Here is a 22,760-nt window from a genome sequence, read left to right on the forward strand (position 1 = left end):
ATTATTGAGACATCTTTTTTAAGAGAACCTTGGATTTATCCAAACGGGCAATTGTTCGGAGAAAATCACGGTAATTTTCGTATTCTGAAGGAGGATACTCTCCTTTTTCAATTTGAATTTTACGGATATAGCGTAATTTATTTTCAGAAGTTTGGGTAAAAGCTATTTCATATTTCCCAAATTTGGTTTCGATAACGGTAGGATCAGGTACCGCCTCAATTATAAAATTTTCGGGGATTTCTATATCCACAGTATCAATGTCAATATAACCGTAACCAATATAAAGTTTTTGTTTTCTATCTTCTATTCGCGGAGGCACATAGCTTTTCTGATTAAAAACATTCGGGCAAAACAGAAAATCACTACCTACACTATTTGCATAATTCGGGATTTGTAAGCGCATTTTTTCGTTAAAACCTACTATCTTTTTATCATTGACAAATTTGAGATCTGAAATGGAAAATCCGTTAATATAGCGCCACCGTTCTTTATAATATTTGTCAATCTCATCAGCCTTTTTCTTGGCAAGTGGATATTTATCCCCGTACTGCAGTCCTTTTGAAACACTGTTAAATTCAGCAGTAATCTTTCCGTCGGATCCCACGATTATCTTGGCAAAATTTTCTTGGGTATTCTCGGCTGTTTCATAAATCTTGGTGCGCGCAATCTTCCCACCTTCGGGTGTTATAATTAGCGCTTGACGATCATTCGTGAAATTACCAATATACCCATAAGGTACATCTTGATTGGTACATTCCAACCAGGTTATTTCGTCGCCATCCGGCACACCCAGAATCACGTGATTTCCTTGTACCGAAGCAAAGTCTTCCAGAATATCCCACTTTTTGATATCGCCGTATAAAACGGTGTAATAAGAAGGAACCCCAACAGCATCCAACAACGCTTTTGTATAGTTGGTCAATGCTTTACAATCGCCATAGCCCAATTTATCAACCTCTTGGGCGGGCATGGGCTTCCACCCGCCTATACCGATCTGCACACTTATATACCGCACTTTGTCTTGTACAAATTGATATATTTTTCGAGCTTTGCCTTCATTTGTAGTTTCATTAGCAACCAAACTGCTAACCTTTGCTAGAGTTCCTTCGGGAATTTCCCTGACGTCAGCCAAGAGGTCCTGCTCCATCCACTTTCCAAACTGTTCCCAATCTTCAGCAGCTCCAAGGGTTCCTTTTAGGTTAAAACTATTTAATGCTACCAGAACACTAGGGAAAATATCTCTGCCAATTGGGCTATGCTCCTCATAGCGGATAGGCTTGAGATTAGACGCAGAAAAAATCAGCTCTTCAGGATTTTCTTCAATGGAAATATCATATCCATCCAGATTGTTGGCTTTGTAGCGGGGTTTGTTAGACGCGTCATATTTTAACTTATAGACACTCCTTTGTGTTCCCTCGGCATAGTCATTTAATGGCCACCACGAATCGATAAAGGCTGTATCACCAGATTCCGTCTCACTTGTGAAAACGGCAATGTAGGGATAGCTGGTGGGAGTATAATTTAAATATAATACTCGGGCATCTACATACATATTGCCCCCTGTTCTACTCACGTCAGAAAAATCCTTTTTCTTGAAATGACGCATTTCCTTGCCAATGGCATTATATATCCAAGAGTCAATATTTTTTACACGTGAATTACTACTGTAAAATTCATAGAGCTCCAGATTGCTATCGCCAAGTTTGTTTAACACGGCAACAACTCTACGCTTTTTAACCTTCATCTTGGAAATGTTAGATACATCTATTTCAATCAATTCCTCTAAAACGACACTATTGGCATTTGTGGTCAGTTCCTTAGGAATCGACAAAATGGAATAACCAATTTGCGCAAAATAAGATGTTGAATGGAATAGCAAAGCTAAAAAAAGAACACTCCTCATATTCTTGACTTTTTAATACTCAGCTCTGTTCATTTCTTTTGAGAGCAACATTTCCTTATCGAGAAGGCTTAAGGTTTGACCGGAATGCTCAATAGATTGAAACCCATTTAAATAAATAAGCCGTCTTTATCGTAACCAAGATAATAAAAATTGAAAGGTTAAAAAAAAGTTAAGAAGAATTATTCTTTATTTTTCGAATCGATCCAAATAGTGACCGGCCCATCATTGATTAGAGCGACGTCCATCATAGCACCAAAGCTACCTGTCGCGACGGTTTTGCCAGTTTCTTGCTCGAGTTGTCTTACGAAATTTTTGTAGATAGGAATAGCAGTTTCTGGCCGAGCTGCCTTAATAAAGGAAGGTCTATTCCCCTTTTTTGTGTTGGCATGAAGGGTGAATTGACTAACTACCATACAGTTTCCACCTACATCCTGAACAGAAAGATTCATAGCATCATTTTCGTCTGAAAAGATTCGCAAACGGGCAATCTTTCCCGCCAACCAGTCGATATCCTCTTGTGTATCTGCCTCCTCTATTCCTAAAAGAATGAGTAACCCATGGTTTATTTCGGAAAATAAATTTCCGTCAATTGTAACAGATGCGTTTTTTACTCTTTGGATTAATGCTCTCATTGTCCCCCACTAACTCACCCCGAAGGGAAGATTTTATTCAACTTTAAAATTTATTCAATTTGGAAAAAGTCTTGAATTTTGTCAAAGTTTAATCTAATTCATTTTTCATCATAAATATCCTTTCGGAAATGATCTTCTTCTCCTTCCAAAATTTGCAGGTAACTTCTATATCGAGACCATGCTATTTCTTCGTCTTCTAAAGCTTCCTTTACTGCACACTGCGGTTCTTCCAAATGCAGACAATTATTAAATTTACAATTTCCTTTGAGAGCAAAGAATTCAGGAAAATAATCTGCTAGCTCTTCCTTTTCCACATCCACCAGACCAAATCCCTTGATCCCGGGCGTATCTATTATTTGTCCGCCAAATGACAGATCGAACATTTCTGCAAATGTAGTAGTGTGCTGGCCTTGTAAATGTTGATCGGAAATTTTTGAGGTTTTCAAGTCTAGACCTGGCTCAATGGCATTTACCAAAGTAGATTTGCCAGTGCCACTATGGCCAGAAAACATGCTAACCTTGTCCTGCATCAGAGCTTTAACTTTTTCAACATTTTTTCCGGTTACAGCGGAAATACCGATACATTCATATCCAATTTTTCGATATAGGGCGGCGAGCAATTTTATTTCCAATAACTCATCGTCATTATAAGTATCAACCTTATTAAAAAGAATAACTGCTTGTATGTGATAAGCCTCTGCAGTGACCAAAAATCGATCTATAAAACTGGTAAACGTTGGCGGATTATTCAAAGTTACCAACAAAAACGCAGTGTCGATATTGGCTGCAATAATATGGGTCTGTTTTGACAGGTTAACGGATTTTCGAATTATATAGTTTTCTCGAGGTTCAATAGTTGTTATCACTCCTTCGCCTTCAGCTCCCTTTTTGTCTATTTCAAAAATCACTCTATCTCCTACTGCCACGGGATTGGTGCTTTTAATGCCACCAATACGGAACCTGCCCTTTAAACGACAACTATAAAAAGTGCCGTTCTCTGCTTTAACAGAGTACCAACTACCAGTAGATTTATATACGAGGCCTTTCATTGAGGAGGGTTAATAAGAAAGCAAAAAGAAATAACCATATCTTCCATATTCCATAAAATTCAGAATTGCAAAGATACGATTGAAAACTAAAAGATATTACCCTCGTCGCAACTACCTCGAAATAGATAAAAATGTACTGCTTAGAACTAGCATGAATATTCAAAAAAAGGTAACTTAAGGAATTTAACTTATGAAGGCCCTGAATTATTGGGACTATCTCATAAAGTGTGTAAATAATAAAATAGCGGGGGCCGGCCCCCGCTATTTTATTATTTAGTTTTTAATCTTTAACTTTTACACATTATGAAGAAAGACGATTTAATTTCAGATGATTTTCTGAAGCAGTTCAAGACCCACGAGGAGCTCAGCGATTTTTTAAAGCAGATCCAGAAACGTGGGATCGAAAAGATGCTCGAAGGTGAGCTCGACGGCCACCTAGATTACGACAAACACCAGAGGTCCAATGGAGGCAACTCGCGCAACGGGCACTCCCGGAAGAAAATAAAAACCTCCTTTGGCGAATCCGAGATTGCCGTCCCCAGAGACCGTGAGGCCTCGTTCAATCCCATGATCGTACCCAAGCGGGGCAATATGGTCGATGGCCTTGAGAACGTCATCGTGTCACTCTATGCCAAGGGAATGAGCAACAGCGATATTGAGGAGCAGATACGTGAGGTCTATGATTTTGATGTGTCCACCTCGACCATATCCAGGATCACGGAAAAAATATCGGGCGATATAGTTGCCTGGCAGAACCGTCCCTTGGAGCCGGTCTACTTGATTGTCTGGATGGATGGCATCGTATTCAAGGTCCGCGAGAACTCCAAGGTTATTAACAAGACCATCTACATAGCCGTTGGCCTGCGCAGGGACGGTAAAAAAGAGGTCTTGGGGCTATGGCTTGGCAAGAACGAATCAGCAGCTTTCTGGATGAGCGTATTGACCGATATAAGGGCGCGCGGCACAGAAGACATCCTTATCACGGCCACCGATAACCTCAATGGTTTTACGGATACGATCAAGAACGTGTTCCCCGAGTCCAAGACCCAGATATGCGTGGTACACCAGATACGCAATGCCTGCAGGTACGTCGTATGGAAGGATAAAAAAGCCTTTACCGCAGATATGAAGCATATCTATAACGCCCCAAACCAGGAGGCCGCCAAGATGGCCCTAGAGGATTTTGCCCAAAAATGGAACGATAAATATTCCTATGCCATCAAGAGCTGGCGCGACAACTGGGAAGAGCTCACAGTGTTCTATGAGTTCCCGTTGGAGATACGCAAGATCATCTATACCACGAACCTTATCGAGAACCTGAACGGGAAGATAAGAAAGTACACCAAGAACAAACTTTCCTTCCCAACGGACGATGCCGTGATGAAATCCGTATATTTGGCAGTAAGGGAAGCCACCAAAAAATGGACAATGCCCGTCAGGAACTGGGGCATTATATTAAACCAGTTCCTAACGATCTATGAAAAAAGGGTCAGACTCTAAAAAAGTCCAACCCCTGTTATTTTAAACTTACACACTTAACGGGATAGTGTCGAATTATTTCTGGAAAATTTCCGTTTTTTTATAGTATCTAAAGCGAACCAGAGATATTTACCCAATCTTCCCTTTGTTCAAGCTCCATTTTGTTGGAGAATCCTTTAAACTTATAAACCCAGAACTCTTCAACCCATAAACCCATAAACTCATAAACTCATAAAATTTATAAACTTTCAACTCCCCAACTACATTTTGCTGAGGAGTCGATGGGTTTATAAGAGACCCACGATGGAATCTAATCTCTCGGCACCTTCTCAGTAGCTCAGTTTCTCAATTTCTAATTATGGAAATGTGTTTTCTCGCTTTAACCGGACCCTCTAAAGGGAACTAAAGATATTCATTCATCCTTTTGATAGATTTCTTTTTGACGGTTACTCTTTTAAACACATGAACATTTAAACTTTCAACTTTTCAACTGCCGAACTCCTCAACTCCTCAACTCCTCAACTTTTAAATTCTTAAACCCATAAACTCCTCCCTACAAACCTGAAAGCAAAAACAATCCATTACCTTTGCAAAAAACTGTTTAAATGAGCCATACACTTCTTGCCCCATCCGTTCTTGCTGCTGATTTCGCTAATCTCCAGAGGGATATTGAGATGATAAATAATAGCGATGCCGATTGGTTCCATTTGGATGTAATGGACGGACTCTTTGTTCCCAACATCTCTTATGGAATGCCAGTTATAAAAAGTATCGCAAAACATGCCAAAAAACCTTTGGATGTCCATTTAATGATTGTAGATCCAGATAGGTATATAAAGGATTTTGCTGATCTTGGCGCCAATATACTTTCGGTTCATTATGAAGCGTGCAATCACCTCCACCGTACGCTACAAGCAATCAAAAATGAAGGCATGCAAGCAGGGGTTGCCATAAACCCTCATACCAACGTGATATTGTTGGAAGATGTTATAAACGATATTGATTTGGTTTGTTTAATGAGCGTAAATCCCGGTTTTGGAGGACAAAGCTTTATTGAGCATACCTATAAAAAAGTGGAGCAACTTAAAAAAATAATTAAGGCGAACGGAGCACAAACCAAAATCGAAGTGGACGGTGGTGTAACTGATAAAAATGCACGTCAACTAGTAGATGCCGGAGCGGATGTTTTGGTTGCTGGAAGTTATGTTTTTGGCGCGAGCAATCCTCCCAAAATTATTACTGACCTTAAAAATATCTTGAAATAATCATCTCATGTCGCATTCCGATTCAAAACTCAAGTGCCTGGACGTATTGATCATTGGTGCGGGTCCTATAGGGATTGCCTGCGCGCTGGAATGCAAAAAACATGGGTTTGAATACGTTGTAGTTGAAAAAGGTACCCTTACCAATTCTATTTATAATTACCCTTTAAATATGACCTTCTTCTCCACTTCGGAAAAATTGGAGATCGACAACATTCCCTTTATCAGTAATAATCCAAAACCTCACCGAAATGAGGCTTTGGAATACTATAGAAGAGTGGCCACCTCCAACCATCTCAATATCAATTTGTACGAAGAGATAACGGCTATTACAAAAACAGACAACCAATTTCGTATTGTTTCAGATAAAGGAAACTATTGTGCCCTCAATGTAATTGTGAGTACAGGATTTTTTGATATTCCTAATTTGTTGGATATTCCTGGAGAGAATTTGCCTAAAGTGATGCACTATTACAAGGAAGCTCATCCTTTTGTAATGCAAAGAGTGGTAGTAGTGGGAGCTAGCAATTCTTCCGTGGATGCCGCATTGGAAATCTGGCGAAAGGGAGGTGAGGTAACAATGGTTGTTCGGGGTGCCGAAATTGGTGAGCGGGTGAAGTATTGGGTGAAACCGGATATTGAAAATCGTATAAAGGAAGGAAGTATCAAGGCATTATTCAATTCCGAAATCACTGAAATCACGAAAAATGAGGTTGTTGTAAATACGCCCTATGGTATCGAAGTTTTACAGAATGACTTTGTAATTGCCTTAACTGGATATAGACCGAACTTTGAGTTTTTAACAAATCTGGGAGTGCACTTATCGGATGATGGAAAGATGTTGCCAACTTACGACCCAGAAACTATGGAAACAAATGTCGATGGACTGTATTTGGCGGGTGTAATATGCGGAGGAATGGAAACTCACAAATGGTTTATAGAAAATTCCCGAATACATGCAAAAATCATTCTTCAGAGCATCATTCAAAAAGAAAAGATTTAGAACTATAGCTATTCACCCTAAATCTTTCGAATTTCACTTTCACGCGTTAGGATGATTTTCCTTTTATAACGAAGATAATTTAAAAACATTCTTGAAGGTTTTTCCTTAAAAAAAATAAGTAAAAAAAAATCCTCGGCACGAAACCGAGGATTTTTCCCTTTTACAAAGATGATTTTAATTAGAAATCAAAAGTGTAATATTTATCCCAGAACAAACGAGTCTCTGGTGTATCTCCACCAATTGCAGAAGCTGCTGCATTGTAACTGGTAGTATTCAATGTTTGTTCCTGTGCTGGGTATGTATATCTAACTGGGAACCCAGACTCAGCACTTGCAGGTTTGGTTAAAATTGGGTAGTCCAAACGACGTACAGATAACCAAGCAGCGAAGGTTCTGTTATAAAGACCTAACCAAGCTTGCGTTCCAATAACTTCTTTCCATTTTGGATCGGAAGTACTGTTAGCAATTGCAGTATCATAATCAACTAAAGGGTTGGCCAAATAATCGGCTAGCCCCTCAGCACCCCAGAATTCAAACGAAGCAGTAATGGCAGCATCGTAATATTCTTTGGCAGTACCAGCGATATTGTAACCACCTCTTGCTGCTGCTTCAGCCTTTAAAAACTCAACCTCAACGAAAGATAATAAAACTCCTGGTTCAGTTGGATCAGTTAGACGAGGATTTACCTTAACGTTACCAGCGTACGGAGATGGTTTTCCTATTGATCCTCCTTTATAAAGGAATACTGTAACTATATCTTCAACTGCAGGCATTTGGGTGATATTTTCAATATCAATGGTTTTTTCTCCCATTGCAGTAATAACTCCCAAAGAAATACGACCATCAGGGCCTTGCAGGTAAGCTTCGTCCACTCCTACTACCGGTAGCGGGTCTAGTCCAATCTTATCCTTAAAAGTAATGGTTGTCGTTGTACCAGATGTAGTAACAGACACCACTTCTCCCAATTGCAAGTCAACTTTACCGGCGAAATACTTTTCTATCCTTGGATCATCAAGTTCTTTCATTTTTTCGATGATGGTTCTTGCTGCTACATAATCCTTTCTTCCACTTAAAATTAAGTTATCGTTCATAGGATTATTGTTAGGAGCTGCTGCAGAATATTTGTAACTTCCATTATCTGCATTACTTTCAAATACGCCAGCTTCAAGCGCTGAGTTTACAGTGGTTGTAGATAGTCCTGGATCAACATCGGCCAAAACCATACCCATTCTAAACTTAAGAGAATTTGCAAATTTTCTCCATTTATCCACGTCACCACCATAAATAAGGTCTTGACCGGCAGTAAATGAACCGTTGCTAGCGTTAAGCTTCCCTTGAGCCGCGGTTAATCGCACGATTAAATCAGCATATATAGTTTTAGCATCATCATATTTAGGCAAAAGGTTTTCAATGTCCAATGCTTCAGTATAAGGTACATCACCATAAGTTTCTACAAGATTACTATAAGAAAAAACCGTAAGTATCTCTATAATGGCCAGTTTATTTTCATTGGATTCCGAAGTTATCGGATCCTCGTTGGCTGCAATTATTTGAGAAGCTTCGTCCAAATCCTTAAGCACATCTCTATACATCTCTCTCCAGTGATTATCAGGAATCGCTCTTGTTACTTGATCGTAGTTACTTTCATCCGTATAAGTGGTCTCTTGCAGATACTGCACCCAAAGCCTATTGTTGTTTAGGTTAACGTTTGGCGTAACAAATTGATCGGCCAATTGTTTTTGTGCAGACGAGAAGAGACTCTCACCACTTACCGCTGTAGGGTCCTTTATATTTTGGTTCAGTTCCTCTAGGTTATCTGAACACGATACGGCCATAACTGCCGCAGTTAGAATTAAAATCAGTTTCTTCATTTTTCTATAGATTAAAATTGTGCTTTAATATTGAACCCGTAATCTTGGGTAGTTGGCAAAGATCCTGTTACGTATCCTTGAAGGTTACCAGAAGTCAATCCAGCTTCAGGATCAGCATATGGAATATTCTTAGAAATAATCCAAAGGTTAGATCCAATTAGGCTAAACTGTAAACCAGTCATAAAGGTGTTATCCAAAAATCTTGATGGCAAAGTATAAGTAAGCGATACCTGACGAAGTTTAACATAGCTAGCATCGTAAACAAATTCAGACTGAGGATAAGTTGCATAACCAAATGGACTTTCCACGTTGGCATCAACCCTTGTGGTATTTGGGGATCCGTCTTCGTGTACTCCAGGGTTAATAAATCCACCACCTTCAGAAAGTGGGTTTCTTACTGGATTTCCTAAGTCGTTGATATAGGCCGTATTTGCATAAAGTCCGGTATTCTCACCGTAGTATTGGTCAAGAGAGAAAAGACTTCCACCTTGTTGAACATCTATCAAGAAATTAAAAGCCCAGCTCTTATAAGTTAGAGTGTTAGAAAAACCTCCAATCCAATCAGGGTTTACATCTCCAATAATATTGTTTGATGTTGAAGTAGTCATATAATAACCGTCCTCATCTACCAAACGCTGACCATTTTCGTGGTATAAATAATCCTTTCCGTAAATTACACCATAAGGTTGCCCTTTTACGGCATTAATAGAAACACCTCCCTGGAATCTTCCAAGCTGGATTGCTTCTACTCCCTCAGGTAACTCTAACACCAAACTCTTATTCTTGGCAAAGTTTACGGTAAAGCTCCAGTTAAAATCATCCGTTTTGATCGGAGTTGCATTTAAAGAAACCTCTATACCTTTATTTTCAATCTCTCCAGCGTTCAACAATTTTCCAGTATATCCAGTTGCAGCTGATACTGGTGCAGTAACGATCTGATCGATAGAATTAGACTTATAGTATGCTACGTCAAAACCAACGCGGTTATGTGCAAATCGCATTTCAAGACCAGCTTCATAACTCTTGGTTCTTTCAGGCTTCAGATTTGGGTTATTCGCAGTAATCGGCACTGATGTTCCAATGTCATTATTGAAGTTGTATTTTCTATTGGACAATCTGTCAAATGGAGCACCGTTTCCAACTTCCGCATAGTTCAAGCGTAGCTTACCGAATGTAATAGCGTCTACCTCAAGAAGCTTACTAAATACAAAACTGGTAGAAACAGATGGATAATAGAAAGCACTTTCATCAACTGGTAAAGTTGAGAAATGATCTCTTCTAATAGTTCCGTCTAGGTAAACAGTATTGGCAAATCCGAAAGAAGCACTTGCATATACTCCGTCCACTCCAATTTTCTCCGCTTGTTCAACCGGCTTAGGTAGCTCTCCTCTACTATTTTGCAAGGAATATAGATTAGGGAAAATCAACCCTCCAGATGTAGAGGAAGTCAAGGAATTAAACTCACTTCTACGGATGTTTGATCCTAAGATACCTGCAAAACTAAGATTTTCAGAAATGTTGGTATTAAAGTTAAACATCAAATCATAATTGGTTTCGTAAGCAGTAATATCTCTTCTTAAATAACCAGAATCCACATTTCCACGAGCTACACCAAATGGAGTTGCTACTGATCCTATTGCTCTACGCTCTTCTTGGTATTCGTTATAGGCGTCTGTAGATACTCTACCTGTTACACTAACCCAGTCGGCAAGTTTGTAAGTTAAATCGAAGTTTCCGATAAAACGGCTACGTCCATCATTTTGGTAGTTCTCATATCTTGTCCAATAAGGGTTATCCCAGAAAATTGGAGGTGCTCCTGGCTCTGAGGAGGCAGGGTTCCAAGATACGTTTCTTCCTGTAGCAAAATAAATATCTTTTTGCTGCTGAAGGTCGACGTTTGTTTGAAACCATTGTTTCATCATACCCACCACGTTATCGTTATAACCAGTAGAGTTACGTCCTAATGCATCAGTTTTAATGTAATTGGCAAATCCACTTACAGTAAATTTATCATTCACGTCATAAGTTCCGCTAAAAACAAAATTGTGACGGTCCAATTGACTGTTTGGCATTAACCCTTTCTGATCCAATTTGGTGTAAGACATTCTATAAGATCCATTTTCCAGACCATTTGAAATGGAGATAGAATTGGTAAAAGTAACTGGCGAATTAAAGAAGGTAATTGGACCATTCTTAGCAGCTACCCAAGGACTTTTTTGTAAATAATTTGGTGACTCTGGGTCAAAAGATCCTGGCATATACACCATTAAATTTGGATCGAATGGAGCTCCATAAGAAGCATCCTCCGTGTAAGGGTAAACCACATCTGGCACACCATCTCCATTTACGTCATCATCAAAGAAATAGGAATCTTCATTAGCGCCATAAAATGCACCGTAGCCCCCACCATATTGTTGCTGATAGTCGGCAAAGGTACTTTTATCGATAAAACCAACTTGTGCATTCGAGTTGATTGTAACTCCCATACCTTTTGTTTTCTTTCCTTTTTTGGTTGTAATGATAATAACACCGTTTGCAGCGCGAGAACCATAAAGTGCAGATGCAGCAGCACCTTTAAGCACGTTAACAGATTCAATATCATCTGGATTGATATCGGCGGCAGCGTTACCATAATCATAGTATCCTCCGGAAGCTTGACCTTGCGCAGAAGAGTTTGTATTACGGTTACTGATTGGCACACCATCCACAACAAACAAAGCTTGGTTATCTCCTGTTAAAGAAGTGTTACCTCTAATAACCACGTTGGTTGAACCCCCAAAGTTATTATTTCGCCTAATTTGAAGCCCCGAAACTTTTCCGGAAAGGGCATTGGTAAAGTTTCCACTTTTTACGGTAGAAATGTCTTCCCCCTCAACCTCTTGTGTGGAATAACCCAAGGATTGTTTTTCACGAGAAACACCAAGGGCGGTTACCACTACCTCTTCCAAAGCAGAACCTGCCTTCATTGAAACGTTTATAGTATTTGACGTACCAACCGCGACTTCTTGGGTCTCGAAACCTACATAACTATAAACAAGTGTCTGGCCCACGCTTGCATCGATAGAGTAATTCCCATCAAAGTCTGATTGTGTTCCAGTAGTCGTTCCTTTTATAATTATGTTTACTCCAGGAAGCGGCAGACCATTATCATCCGTCACCGCACCTGAAATCGTTTTCTCCTGTGCAAAAGTGAGCTGCACAATGAACACTAGCAAAAGTGTTAAAATTCCATTAAACTTTGTTTTCATTTTTTTGTTTGTTTGAATTAGCATCCCAAATTTGACGATAAAATGTTACAAATCCAATTTTTATCGGAAGTAGATTGATATCCTAGGAAGAAATAAAAGGTGTAAATAAGTCGAAATTTTAGAATTAATTCCCTCTTACATCTTTTAAACACCTGATTTAATAGGACTTCAATCAAAAAAAACCATTAGACCCCAAGGTTTTTTACCATCAAAAAAAAAATAATTTTTTTCAACATTTTATTAACATTTGCAGTTTCAGTCTCCGTTTTGACCAATTTTTCCATTTTTTAGCTTAACCCGCCCCAATCTCACGATTCAGCCAAAATGTTAAAAAATAGCTAAAAAGACAGTTTCGCTTATTACCAATTTGCTTTTTGTTACAACAAACTGGGAATTATTTCTTAGTTGATACTTCACCCTTAAATTGCTGGGAGTTATTTTTAAATAATATGTTAAAAGTTGTCAAACTTCCATAACATCTTGTAATATACTGTTGAAGATCAATTTTATCCTGACTGGCCAAATCTTTACTCGCATTGATCTTCTGTTCCATAACTCTTAACCTATCACGAAGCATTACTATTTTATGAAAAAAGGTATCAATGGGAATTTCTTTGGTAGCTAGATTTTTATCCCCAGGATGTAGAACCATGCTGCCTCCCTTCCACTTATCGGCAATGGGAACAATCTCACTAATCCCATTCCACTTTTTTAAGATGTCACGTAAGCTTTTTTCGACATCATAAAAACTAACAGAATCAACTTCATCCTCGGCAGCCTCTATAACCTCGAATTCCTCATCAACAGGAATGGTTTCCAAGCCTCCTTCAATAAAAGTTACCCAATACATTTTGGAAGTAACGTTGGTAATTACGCCCTTCCCATATTTAGTATGATCGATCCGCGATCCTATTCCTAAGATTTGTTTCATTATTTTAAGTTTTAAAGTTTTAAAATTAGTGGAGGTAAAAATACTGAAACAACTATTGGCTTCTAAGCAAATCTTCAAATTGTAATCTGGGTAGTTTCTTATCGCATGAAAATTCTACAAATAATGGTTTCTAAATTGACGTCAGGAATTTCACAATAAAAGCTATGATATTTTTCAGTAGTGTCCGATAAACATTTTTAAAAGCGGGATTTCCAAGAAGGATTTCCCGCTTTATTTATATCTTAGTTTTTACCACAAAACTCGAGATATGAACAAAAGTAAAAATTTCAGTGGACAACCTATTATCAAACAGGTTTTAAACTTCCTTGACGCCAAAGATATTTATCGGACAGCAAAGAAGCACAACAGCGACAGGTACACCAAAAAGTTCACGACCTATGATCACTTGGTTACGATGATATTCGCCGTTATCAGTGGCTGCAACTCACTTCGCGAAGTAACAAGCATAATGCTGGCGTGCGAGGGCAAGATCAACCATTTAGGGCTACGGGACTTTCCAAAACGCAGTACGTTGTCCGATGCCAACAAAAGAAGAAGTGCAGAGGTCTTTGCTGATATTTACTCTGGTCTCTATAAACGTTACCACCGGTTTTTATCGGACAGCAGAACCAGGGAGCCCGCCATAAAAGGCCTCAAAATAGTCGATTCCTCGACAATAGCGCTCTTTAGCGACATATTGAGGGGTGTTGGCCGGAACCCGCTCAACGGCAAGAAGAAGGGCGGGATAAAAATGCACACGATGATCAACGCCATGGAGGATGTTCCTTGTCTGATAAAATTTTCAGATGCCGCGACGCACGATCATACGTTTTTGAAAGAACTCGATCTAAAGAAGGGTTCCTATGTTGTCTTTGACAAAGGATACGTAGATTATCAGCAATACGAGCAATGGACGTTGGATGGCATCTACTTTGTGACCAGGCAAAAGAGCAATGCACGCTATACGAGCCTTGAAGAGTTTGATATTCCGGACAACGTGGACGATGCTGTCCTAAAGGATGAAAAAATAACGCTTGCCGATAAGGAAGGCAACGAATTCCACCTACGGCGGATAGCCTTTTGGCACCAGGAGAAGGGCAAGGTATATGAGTTCATCACCAACAACTATGAAGTGGAGGCCGACAGGATCACTGATATCTACAAAAATCGCTGGCAGATAGAGACCATGTTCAAACGCCTAAAACAGAACTTTCCCCTCAAATACTTTCTGGGCGACAACCAAAATGCAATAGAGATACAGATCTGGGTCAGTCTGATCATTCAACTCATAATGCTGGTAATACAAAGAAAGGCGCAGAGAAGTTGGGCATATTCAAATATGGTGTCTGTAATACGCTACCATTTGATGACCTACATCGATCTGTTCAAGTTCCTGAAAAACCCAGACTCCAAATGGGAAGAAATCACCACAAAAAACATTGGCCAATTGAGCTTTTTCGATCCTTAGGGGGTTCTGTTTTGAAAATCGGAACACAATCCAGTAAAATATGGCAACGACAATGCTATTTTTGCTACTTTAGATTTTTATCGGACAACAATGGATATTTTTATATAAATATTAAGGTATAAATTCCCACCTTTAAAGCTATAGTATCTCCTTACCAACTAAAACTCCCTAAAAAAAAGACCATCTAAAAATTAAATTCTAGATGGTCTCATCAATCCCAAAAAAGGATCATTTTAAAATACTACTTCTTTTTAGATCCGGTTGAAGACGATTTTTTGTTATCATCTTTTTTACCTGCACTAGGCTTTGAAGGTTGTGCCTTTTTGGTTTTCTTATCCTCTGCCATAACAATTTGGATTTTAAATTAGTACCATAAAGTTAAAACAAGAAACTGCCAAATTATTCACTCATTAATGAAAGTTTAACAAGAAAATTTAAGCAGCATAATTCCTACATTCCTCAGCACATTTTCTGCAAGCTTCTGCACAATCCTTACAGTGCTGTGCATCATGCTTCCCACATTCGTCCGCACACATATCACAGATTTTTGCACAATATTTTACAAGATCGGATACTTCGGAAAAATTCAGAGCCAATAATTGATTTAATGAACTGCATACTTCCGCGCAAGCTCTGTCTGTACGGATGCAAGGAACCATCATTTTTACATTTTCTTCATCTAAACATGCATCAGCACAATAATTACAGTGATTGATGCAATTTCCAAGGGCGTGTATTAGTTTCTCGTTTCTCATAATTTATCTCTTTTTTATTTATGAGACTCAAATTACGAAACGAAACTTTTTTTCGCTATTAAAGAAAATATAAAGGTTTTATAAATTAATGTCCGCCGTCCTTATGATCTTCCACTACTTGCGGATCTCGATATTTACAACAGTCATCAATTCCATTGTAAATCTCATCCTTAGCTTTAATATCCTGAGTGTCGTGGCCGCTATCCGCAATGCTTTGTTGAATTTGAGCTAAATCCGTTCTTCCTTCATTGTAAATCAGCTTTAGTTCGTGCGTTTCCACGTTCCATTCGGCAGACTTTACTCCTTTCGCTTTAATTGAAGCTTTTTCAATGCGCTCTTTGCACATTCCACAAACGCCATCTACCTCAATGGAAGCGTGGGCATTCTTGTTCTGGGAAAATCCAGTGATGCTTAATAGCATTACTCCAATAATTAATAATAAATTTTTCATTTTTGTTCGTTTTTAGAATTTATTTCTTCCTTTTCTTTGCGTTCTTCTGCGTCCCTGCGGTGAATATTACACCGCAAAGGCACTAAGGACGCAGAATTTAATTTAATCTATATCGTAAACCCGCATAATAGGAACTTCCAAATATAGGGCCATAAACGTAGGTAGTATCAAAGTTTGAGCCGAATGGATTCTCGGCACCTATAATAGGATTGTTTTGCTTAACATTTGTAATATTCTCCCCTCCTACATAAATTTCGAAATTAGATGAAAACACTTTAGTAACCTGTGCATTCACGGTAGAAACACTAGGTGAAAACTCGGACAATCCAATAGTATTCAAATAAAGTTCATTAGACGCGAACCGTTGCTCTCCAGTATAATTGAAGGTCGTGTCAAATTTCCAAGTTCCACCTTTTGATCCGGGTTTGGTTTCATAGGAAGCATTTGCAAAGAAACGATGGGTGGGCGTAAGTGGATTTTCTTTTTTTCCGCTCATATAGGTTGTTTCTACATCATAATATTTATACGCCAACCTCAAATCAAATTGTTTAAAAATATTGTAGTTGAACTCTGCCTGAAAACTATTGGAATAACTTTCTCCATCCAAATTATAGAAGCTTATTTCATACGGGTTTTCCCAATCCACAACAATTTGATTTTGGAAATCGGTTCGGTAGAAGTCAAAGGTAATATCTGCTTTTCGTTTGAAGATATTAAATCCTTGCATATAGGAAATTCCATAATTCCAAGCAATTTCAGGATCCAGACCATAATTTTTTCCACCATTTGCAATTATATTGATATTTCTTGAACTGGCGAATAACTTCTGGTTTTCCGCAAAAATATTTGCACTGCGTTTTCCCCTACCCGCAGAAATCCTGATAGCCGATTTTTCCCAAGGCGTATATCTCATATGCATTCTAGGGGTAAGGAAAGCCCCAAGCATATTATGCACATCGCCCCTAATTCCCAGACTAATATTCAGATCATTCAGATTATCGAAATTATATTCAAAAAACGCTCCAGCCGATTTTTCGGTTCTATCAAAATTTTCAGTTAATACCAATTCTTTATAACTATCGTAGGTGCCATCAATTCCAGTTTTAATTTTATGCCGGGAATCGCTGATAATAGAATTATACATCAGATTTAAATAAACACTATTTTGCTCGATGTTGTAATCCCGAAGTCCAAAATAAGACTCTTGGTCGTGATGGCTATAGGCCACTTGAACACCACCTGTTCGCCAAGGAAGATCAGGATTTACGAACCCAAATTTTCCCGAGGCATCGAAACTCCGGGTTTTTATTTCGCTTCCCCAAGCATTCGCTGTTCCACGATCTATTTTAGGATCAAAGCCAATCTGACCGGATTGTTTTTCATCGTTTAAAAACCGAATATTAAAAAAGCCCACATATCCATTTTCCTGATCGGTGTATTGCCAGCGGTTCATTACGTTTATTTGTTTCATTAGTGGTGCATCCAAAAAGGAATCTCCATTTTTATCAAAATCCGTATCGCGCATATTTCCGTGAAGATATAGTCCAGTACTCCATCGATCTGTAACTTTAGTATTTAGATGCGTATTCAGTTCCAATCTGCCATCGCCGGAACCATAGGCATTCACAAACAGACGATCATCAGTAGTTGGCTTTTGTAGTTCGGCGTTGATCTGCCCGGCTATACTTTCATAACCGTTTACCACACTTCCAGCTCCCTTTGTAATCTGGATACTTTCCACCCAAGTTCCTGGAATAAAACTTAACCCATAGGCCTGTGAAGCTCCCCGAATGCTTGGGATATTTTCGGTAGTGATCATAATGTATGGACTTGTTAGACCCAACATTTTAATTTGCTTGGTTCCAGAAATAGCGTCTGAAAAATTCACATCGATAGATGGGTTTGTTTCAAAGCTTTCAGCAAGATTGCAACATGCGGCCTTCAACAATTCGCCACTACTTACATTTATAACATTTTGGGATTGTAAAAAAGAACGTGAACTCGCCTTTTGACGTGCTGTAATTGATACCTCATCCAAATCGGAAGTCGATTTTAAGGAGTGCGTTATTCTTTTAGGTGAATCCACTGAGATGGTATCCGTTTTATATCCAATAAAGCTAATGACCAGTTTTTTGTATTCCGGCTTGTAGGAAATCTCAAAATTCCCTTCAAAATCGGTAACTGCTCCCAGGGAGGTATTGAGCCAATATACGTTAGCGCCACCCAAGGGTTCTTCTTTCATATTGATGGTTTCAGTAATTTTCCCCGAAATTTTTTCCTGGGAAAAAACAACCAACGGAAGTATTAATAATAGTATTAGTATTTTTTTCATATTTCATTTTTTAGACATAGGACTATAGGACGTAGGACATAAGACTAACAGTACCTATTTTAGAATCCGATGTATTTAATTGTGATTCGTGAAATTTTATTTTATCTTTTGCTGTAATGTTATTTTAATTAAAATCTTTGTCACACCGAGCTTGTCGAGGTGCGCTCTAATTCCGAGTCTTCGACTCCCGATAATTATCAGAACAGACTGACATAGGGTGCTAATTTTATTATGGCTAAGTCCTACGTCTTACGTCTTTCCATCCTACGTCCCTTTAAATTTTCGCCCCACGCAATCGCAAGGCATTCGCAATTACCGAAACCGAACTGAAGCTCATAGCCAAGGCTGCAATCATTGGCGAAAGCAATAATCCGAAAACGGGAAATAAAACTCCAGCCGCAATCGGCACGCCCAGTGTATTGTATATGAGTGCGAAAAATAGATTCTGTTTTATGTTGCGCATCACTTTTTCACTTAAATGAAATGCTTTTACAATTCCGTGTAAATCTCCTTTTACCAATGTAATCCCGGCACTTTCAATGGCAACGTCCGTTCCTGTGCCCATTGCAATACCTACATCACTTTGAGCCAGAGCGGGGGCATCATTGATTCCATCACCGGCCATTGCCACTTTTTTTCCTTCGGATTGAAGTTTTTCAACCATTTCCAATTTATCCTGTGGCAACACGTCCGCTTTAAAATCTGAAAGATTTAATTCCGAAGCTACTGCTTTGGCAGTGTCGTGATTATCTCCGGTAAGCATTATTACCTCAATCCCTTTTTCTTGAAGTTCGTTAATGGCTTTCTTGCTGGTACCCTTAATTTTATCTGAAATAACTACGTAACCTTCAACCTTCCCATCAATCGCTAGCATAGGAACCGTCTTTCCTTTTTTCTGTTCTTCCGAAATTTCCTTTTTTATTTCTTCGGAAAGAGAAGCATTTACTTCTTCCATCAACTTTTCATTCCCTAACGCAATGTTCTTTCCGTTGATAATTCCAGTCACACCTTTTCCCGTAACCGAATTAAAATCGGAAGGTTTTATCAGTTCGATATCTTTCTCTTTCCCATATTTCACCGTGGCATCGGCAAGAGGATGTTCACTTGAACTATTTAATGAAGCTATATATTGAAGTATTTCTTCTTCTGAAAAATCCTTGGAGCTACCAACTTTCTCGACCGATGGTTTCCCTTCTGTAATAGTTCCCGTTTTATCAATGATCAGGACATCAATCTTACTTAAGGTTTCAAGAGATTCTGCATTTTTAATAAGAACTCCGTTTTTAGCGCCCTTTCCTACTCCAACCATTACCGACATTGGCGTGGCAAGCCCTAGCGCACAGGGACAGGCAATAATCAAAACCGCGATGGCATTCACAAGAGCATATACATAAGCGGGTTCGGGTCCAAAAATCGCCCATACTATAAAGGTTATTATGGAAATTAAAACCACCATCGGAACAAACCAACCGGAAATTTTATCCGCCAATTTTTGAATGGGGGCACGACTTCTACTGGCCTTGTTGACCATTTCGATGATTTGCGATAACAAAGTATCACTGCCCACCTTTTCCGCATTCATTACAAAAGTCTGATTGCCATTTATGGTTCCTGCACTTACCGAATCCCCCTCACGCTTTGAAACAGGAACCGGTTCCCCAGTAATCATCGACTCATCAATCGATGTTTCTCCTTCCTCGATACTTCCATCTACAGGAACTTTTTCACCGGGTTTTACACGGAGCTTGTCCCCGACTTCTATTTTATCAATAGCAATGGTTTCTTCCTTTCCATCAACTATTCGAACAGCTTTGTTCGGCGCCAATTTCAGTAATTCCTTTACTGCGGAATTGGTTTTGTTGTGAGCTCTGGCTTCCAACACCTGCCCCATTAAAACCAATGTCAAAATCACTGCCGCCGATTCAAAATAAACGTGAACCGTTCCTGATTTTGTTAGGAATTGCTCAGGAAAAAAGCTAGGGAATAAAAGTGCAAAAACACTAAAAATCCACGCCACGCCCGCACCGATTCCGATTAGGGAAAACATATTCAGATTCCAAGTTTTTATGGAGCGATAAGCGCGTTCAAAAAACATCCACGTGGCGTAGAAAACTACGGGAATGGAAAGAGCCAACTGAACCCAATTCCAATATTTTAATGGCATTAATTTGTAAAGGGGATTGTTGGGAATCATATCTGACATCTCAATCAAAAAGATTGGAACAGTAAAAGCCAGGGAAATCCAAAACTTATTCAGCAAGTTTCTGTAGGTTTTATTTTCCTCAGATTCTTCTGGTTCCATAGGAACCAAGTCCATTCCGCATTTAGGACAAGAGCCAGGTTCATCACTTATAACTTCAGGATGCATCGGGCAGGTGTATTTTGTTGGAGTTGATGAAGTTTTCACTTCTTTTACCAAATCCATCCCGCAAACAGGGCAATCACCAGGTTTGTCGTAGGTTTTTTCACCTTCGCAGTGCATCGGACAATAATAGGTGCCCGGTCCACTATTCTTCTTTTTATCCGCTTCCTTTTTAGCCTTATGCTCGGCTTCTGCTTTATTATCGCCAGGCATAGATATGGAATAAGTTCCACCATCTTCCTTAAGCTCCTTTTGTAAATCCTCCAGAGAAACACTTTTATCAGATTCAATTACAGCCTCCTCCTTTTCGAGATTCACGGAAGCTTTTGAAACACCTTTTACAGCACCCAAAACCTTTTCTACATGGTTTCGGCAACCATCACACGTCATTCCGTAGATTTTATATATAGAAGAGTCCCCCAACCCCCGAAGGGGGCTTTTCTCTGCATTACTCCTCCCTATTCCGACAAGCTCAGCAGGGTGCTCGGGGGAGGTTGGGAGCGGACTGTCGGATATGCTATATCTCCCTCCATCATCTTCCAAAGCTTTTTGAAAAACTTCCAAGGGAATATGTTTATCCATTTCAATGGTCGCTTCTGCTTTTTCTAAATTGACCGAGGCATTAGAAACACCTTCAACTTCTGAAAGTGTTTTTTCAACGTGGCTTCGGCAACCGTTGCAGGTCATTCCGTTTATTTTATATGTATGTGTCATTTTCTTTGATGTTAGATTTTGGTTATCTGCCTGAAATGCACAGCAGATATACCCATATAGTTACCTCACAAAATAATCAATTATGGCTGTTTGTTGAAAATACAAAGCAACCGCTTCAATGCGATTTGTCTGAAATTTTAACTGCAATTCCTGAATATCCAGGACATCGTTAAAATCGATAGTGCCCGTTTCATAATTCCTGAGCAAAATTTCATTTGCGTTTTCAGCCTGTTTCAAATTCTTTTCTTGTGTCTGAATACGGATGCGAGCCGCATTCCTACTTCGGACCGCTTTCTGCAACTGCGAAACCAATACGTTCTGCCTTTCTTCCTTTTGAACATTAAGCACCTCGTTCCTTAATTTATTCTGACGGGCTATGGATTTGTATTTGTTGTTGAAAATAGGAATAGATAGCGAAACCATCGGCATAACCATATTGGGAGCTTCGGTATAGAGCATATATTCCATCCCAATACCGAAGGAAGGGGCACTTTCTTTTTTGTTTATCGCATCAGATTGGGAAACTGCCTTGCTCAATTCCTCATATTTTAGTAATTCGGGATGCAGCTGAAGCTTTTCAAAATCTATTTCCAAATCATTTTCCGGAATTGTCAAGGTATCTGCAATCACTATTTCCGAAACTTCCTGACGATTCATCAACTTATTAAAGGTCACCAGCTCCGCGGCAAAATCTTGTTCCAAAATTAATTTCCGTTCGAACAATTCATTCTGTCGCATTTGAAGTCTTAAAACCGAAACGGCAGAGGCTTTTCCCACCTCCACGGAGGTCAAGGCCAATCGTTCATAAGTTTCCAACAGTTGAATATTGGAATCCAATACTTGTTGTTTTTTGGTAATTTCATAAAGACGATAATAAGATTGCGATAAGGCCATCGCCGTTTTTCTTTTGGCAATATTGATTTCCACAAAATCGGCATCTGCCATAGCTTCCGCATATTTTCCACGAGCTGAAATGGTTCCAAACCACGGAAACATTTGCATAACTGAAAATGCACCCTCTTGCATCATTGGCATATCATTCTTTCCCACCGAGTACGCTCCCTCAAACTGAGTGTTGGGAAGTGAATTGGTTTCCGAAATCTTCTCGGAGGATATTTTATACTGAAGCTCAACTGCTTGAATACTGGGATTGTTCTGAATGGCTTCTTCAATATACGAATTGAGTTCCTGGCCCTGAACCGTTGTTCCATACAGCAACAAACAAATAAATACCATTCCGAAAGCAAACGGTTTTAGATTAAGAAAGCGATATTTCCTATTAAGATTTTCAGTCTTCATAA

Annotated in this window: 15 protein-coding genes; 4 read left to right on the forward strand and 11 right to left on the reverse strand. The window is 39.2% G+C overall.

Annotated elements, in window-relative coordinates; genetic code table 11:
* Position 1 precedes the first annotated feature (1 nt).
* The 3 genes from EI546_RS07735 to rsgA form a co-directional block, all read right to left on the reverse strand.
* A complete protein-coding gene (locus tag EI546_RS07735; protein ID WP_128250006.1) occupies positions 2 to 1,903 on the reverse strand; it encodes a DUF3857 domain-containing protein in 1,902 nt (633 codons plus the stop codon).
* Positions 1,904 to 2,082: 179 nt separating this feature from the next.
* Complete coding sequence (gene dtd / locus EI546_RS07740) at positions 2,083 to 2,535, reverse strand: D-aminoacyl-tRNA deacylase (RefSeq protein ID WP_128250007.1); 453 nt, start codon at positions 2,533 to 2,535, stop codon at positions 2,083 to 2,085.
* 98 nt (positions 2,536 to 2,633) lie between these two features.
* Positions 2,634 to 3,584, reverse strand: coding sequence for a ribosome small subunit-dependent GTPase A (gene rsgA / locus EI546_RS07745; protein WP_128250008.1), 951 nt, complete (start codon positions 3,582 to 3,584; stop codon positions 2,634 to 2,636).
* Between the two features lie 303 nt (positions 3,585 to 3,887).
* On the opposite strand from rsgA, the gene EI546_RS07750 reads away from it, so the two are divergent.
* The 3 genes from EI546_RS07750 (at position 3,888) to EI546_RS07760 (ending at position 7,328) form a co-directional block, all read left to right on the forward strand.
* Positions 3,888 to 5,084 (forward strand): IS256 family transposase, encoded by a 1,197-nt coding sequence (locus tag EI546_RS07750; RefSeq protein ID WP_128248875.1) that lies wholly within the window; start codon positions 3,888 to 3,890, stop codon positions 5,082 to 5,084.
* Between the two features lie 584 nt (positions 5,085 to 5,668).
* A complete protein-coding gene (rpe, locus tag EI546_RS07755; RefSeq protein ID WP_128250009.1) occupies positions 5,669 to 6,328 on the forward strand; it encodes a ribulose-phosphate 3-epimerase in 660 nt (219 codons plus the stop codon).
* 7 nt (positions 6,329 to 6,335) lie between these two features.
* Positions 6,336 to 7,328 (forward strand): YpdA family putative bacillithiol disulfide reductase, encoded by a 993-nt coding sequence (locus EI546_RS07760; protein ID WP_128250010.1) that lies wholly within the window; start codon positions 6,336 to 6,338, stop codon positions 7,326 to 7,328.
* A 178-nt stretch (positions 7,329 to 7,506) separates the two neighbouring features.
* Here the strand turns inward: EI546_RS07760 and EI546_RS16475 are convergent, their stop codons facing one another.
* The 3 genes from EI546_RS16475 to EI546_RS07775 all read right to left on the reverse strand — a co-directional run bounded on the left by EI546_RS16475 (position 7,507) and on the right by EI546_RS07775 (position 13,377).
* Positions 7,507 to 9,198 carry a SusD/RagB family nutrient-binding outer membrane lipoprotein gene (locus tag EI546_RS16475; protein ID WP_240673186.1) on the reverse strand — a complete coding sequence of 564 codons (1,692 nt, stop codon included), beginning with the start codon at positions 9,196 to 9,198 and terminating at the stop codon, positions 7,507 to 7,509.
* Positions 9,199 to 9,209: 11 nt separating this feature from the next.
* Positions 9,210 to 12,446, reverse strand: a complete 3,237-nt coding sequence (locus EI546_RS07770) for a SusC/RagA family TonB-linked outer membrane protein (RefSeq protein ID WP_128250011.1) — start codon at positions 12,444 to 12,446, stop codon at positions 9,210 to 9,212.
* A gap of 394 nt (positions 12,447 to 12,840) precedes the next feature.
* Entirely contained in the window at positions 12,841 to 13,377 is a 537-nt protein-coding gene (locus EI546_RS07775; RefSeq protein WP_128250012.1) for a hypothetical protein, read from the reverse strand.
* 268 nt (positions 13,378 to 13,645) lie between these two features.
* Here EI546_RS07775 and EI546_RS07780 point away from each other — a divergent pair, with 268 nt between their 5' ends.
* A complete protein-coding gene (locus EI546_RS07780) occupies positions 13,646 to 14,845 on the forward strand; it encodes an IS4 family transposase (protein ID WP_128249226.1) in 1,200 nt (399 codons plus the stop codon).
* A gap of 434 nt (positions 14,846 to 15,279) precedes the next feature.
* On the opposite strand, the gene EI546_RS07785 is transcribed toward EI546_RS07780, so the two are convergent.
* The 5 genes from EI546_RS07785 to EI546_RS07805 form a co-directional block, all read right to left on the reverse strand.
* Complete coding sequence (locus tag EI546_RS07785) at positions 15,280 to 15,600, reverse strand: four-helix bundle copper-binding protein (RefSeq protein ID WP_128250013.1); 321 nt, start codon at positions 15,598 to 15,600, stop codon at positions 15,280 to 15,282.
* Between the two features lie 85 nt (positions 15,601 to 15,685).
* Positions 15,686 to 16,051, reverse strand: a complete 366-nt coding sequence (locus EI546_RS07790; protein WP_128250014.1) for a heavy-metal-associated domain-containing protein — start codon at positions 16,049 to 16,051, stop codon at positions 15,686 to 15,688.
* 97 nt (positions 16,052 to 16,148) lie between these two features.
* Positions 16,149 to 18,383, reverse strand: a complete 2,235-nt coding sequence (locus tag EI546_RS07795) for a TonB-dependent receptor (RefSeq protein WP_128250015.1) — start codon at positions 18,381 to 18,383, stop codon at positions 16,149 to 16,151.
* A gap of 274 nt (positions 18,384 to 18,657) precedes the next feature.
* The gene (locus tag EI546_RS07800) at positions 18,658 to 21,459 is read right to left on the reverse strand and encodes a heavy metal translocating P-type ATPase (protein WP_128250016.1); all 2,802 of its coding nucleotides are present in this window, start codon (positions 21,457 to 21,459) and stop codon (positions 18,658 to 18,660) included.
* Between the two features lie 60 nt (positions 21,460 to 21,519).
* Complete coding sequence (locus EI546_RS07805; RefSeq protein ID WP_240673187.1) at positions 21,520 to 22,758, reverse strand: TolC family protein; 1,239 nt, start codon at positions 22,756 to 22,758, stop codon at positions 21,520 to 21,522.
* Between the last annotated feature and the right edge of the window lie 2 nt (positions 22,759 to 22,760).

This window comes from Aequorivita sp. H23M31 (assembly GCF_004022485.1).
Classification (GTDB): domain Bacteria; phylum Bacteroidota; class Bacteroidia; order Flavobacteriales; family Flavobacteriaceae; genus Aequorivita; species Aequorivita ciconiae.

Coding starts and splice junctions, on each gene's coding strand:
- EI546_RS07735 (WP_128250006.1), bottom strand. CDS start 1,903: ATGAGGAGTGTTCTTTTTTTAGCTTTGCTATTCCATTCAACATCTTAT.
- dtd (WP_128250007.1), bottom strand. CDS start 2,535: ATGAGAGCATTAATCCAAAGAGTAAAAAACGCATCTGTTACAATTGAC.
- rsgA (WP_128250008.1), bottom strand. CDS start 3,584: ATGAAAGGCCTCGTATATAAATCTACTGGTAGTTGGTACTCTGTTAAA.
- EI546_RS07750 (WP_128248875.1), top strand. CDS start 3,888: ATGAAGAAAGACGATTTAATTTCAGATGATTTTCTGAAGCAGTTCAAG.
- rpe (WP_128250009.1), top strand. CDS start 5,669: ATGAGCCATACACTTCTTGCCCCATCCGTTCTTGCTGCTGATTTCGCT.
- EI546_RS07760 (WP_128250010.1), top strand. CDS start 6,336: ATGTCGCATTCCGATTCAAAACTCAAGTGCCTGGACGTATTGATCATT.
- EI546_RS16475 (WP_240673186.1), bottom strand. CDS start 9,198: ATGAAGAAACTGATTTTAATTCTAACTGCGGCAGTTATGGCCGTATCG.
- EI546_RS07770 (WP_128250011.1), bottom strand. CDS start 12,446: ATGAAAACAAAGTTTAATGGAATTTTAACACTTTTGCTAGTGTTCATT.
- EI546_RS07775 (WP_128250012.1), bottom strand. CDS start 13,377: ATGAAACAAATCTTAGGAATAGGATCGCGGATCGATCATACTAAATAT.
- EI546_RS07780 (WP_128249226.1), top strand. CDS start 13,646: ATGAACAAAAGTAAAAATTTCAGTGGACAACCTATTATCAAACAGGTT.
- EI546_RS07785 (WP_128250013.1), bottom strand. CDS start 15,600: ATGAGAAACGAGAAACTAATACACGCCCTTGGAAATTGCATCAATCAC.
- EI546_RS07790 (WP_128250014.1), bottom strand. CDS start 16,051: ATGAAAAATTTATTATTAATTATTGGAGTAATGCTATTAAGCATCACT.
- EI546_RS07795 (WP_128250015.1), bottom strand. CDS start 18,383: ATGAAAAAAATACTAATACTATTATTAATACTTCCGTTGGTTGTTTTT.
- EI546_RS07800 (WP_128250016.1), bottom strand. CDS start 21,459: ATGACACATACATATAAAATAAACGGAATGACCTGCAACGGTTGCCGA.
- EI546_RS07805 (WP_240673187.1), bottom strand. CDS start 22,758: ATGAAGACTGAAAATCTTAATAGGAAATATCGCTTTCTTAATCTAAAA.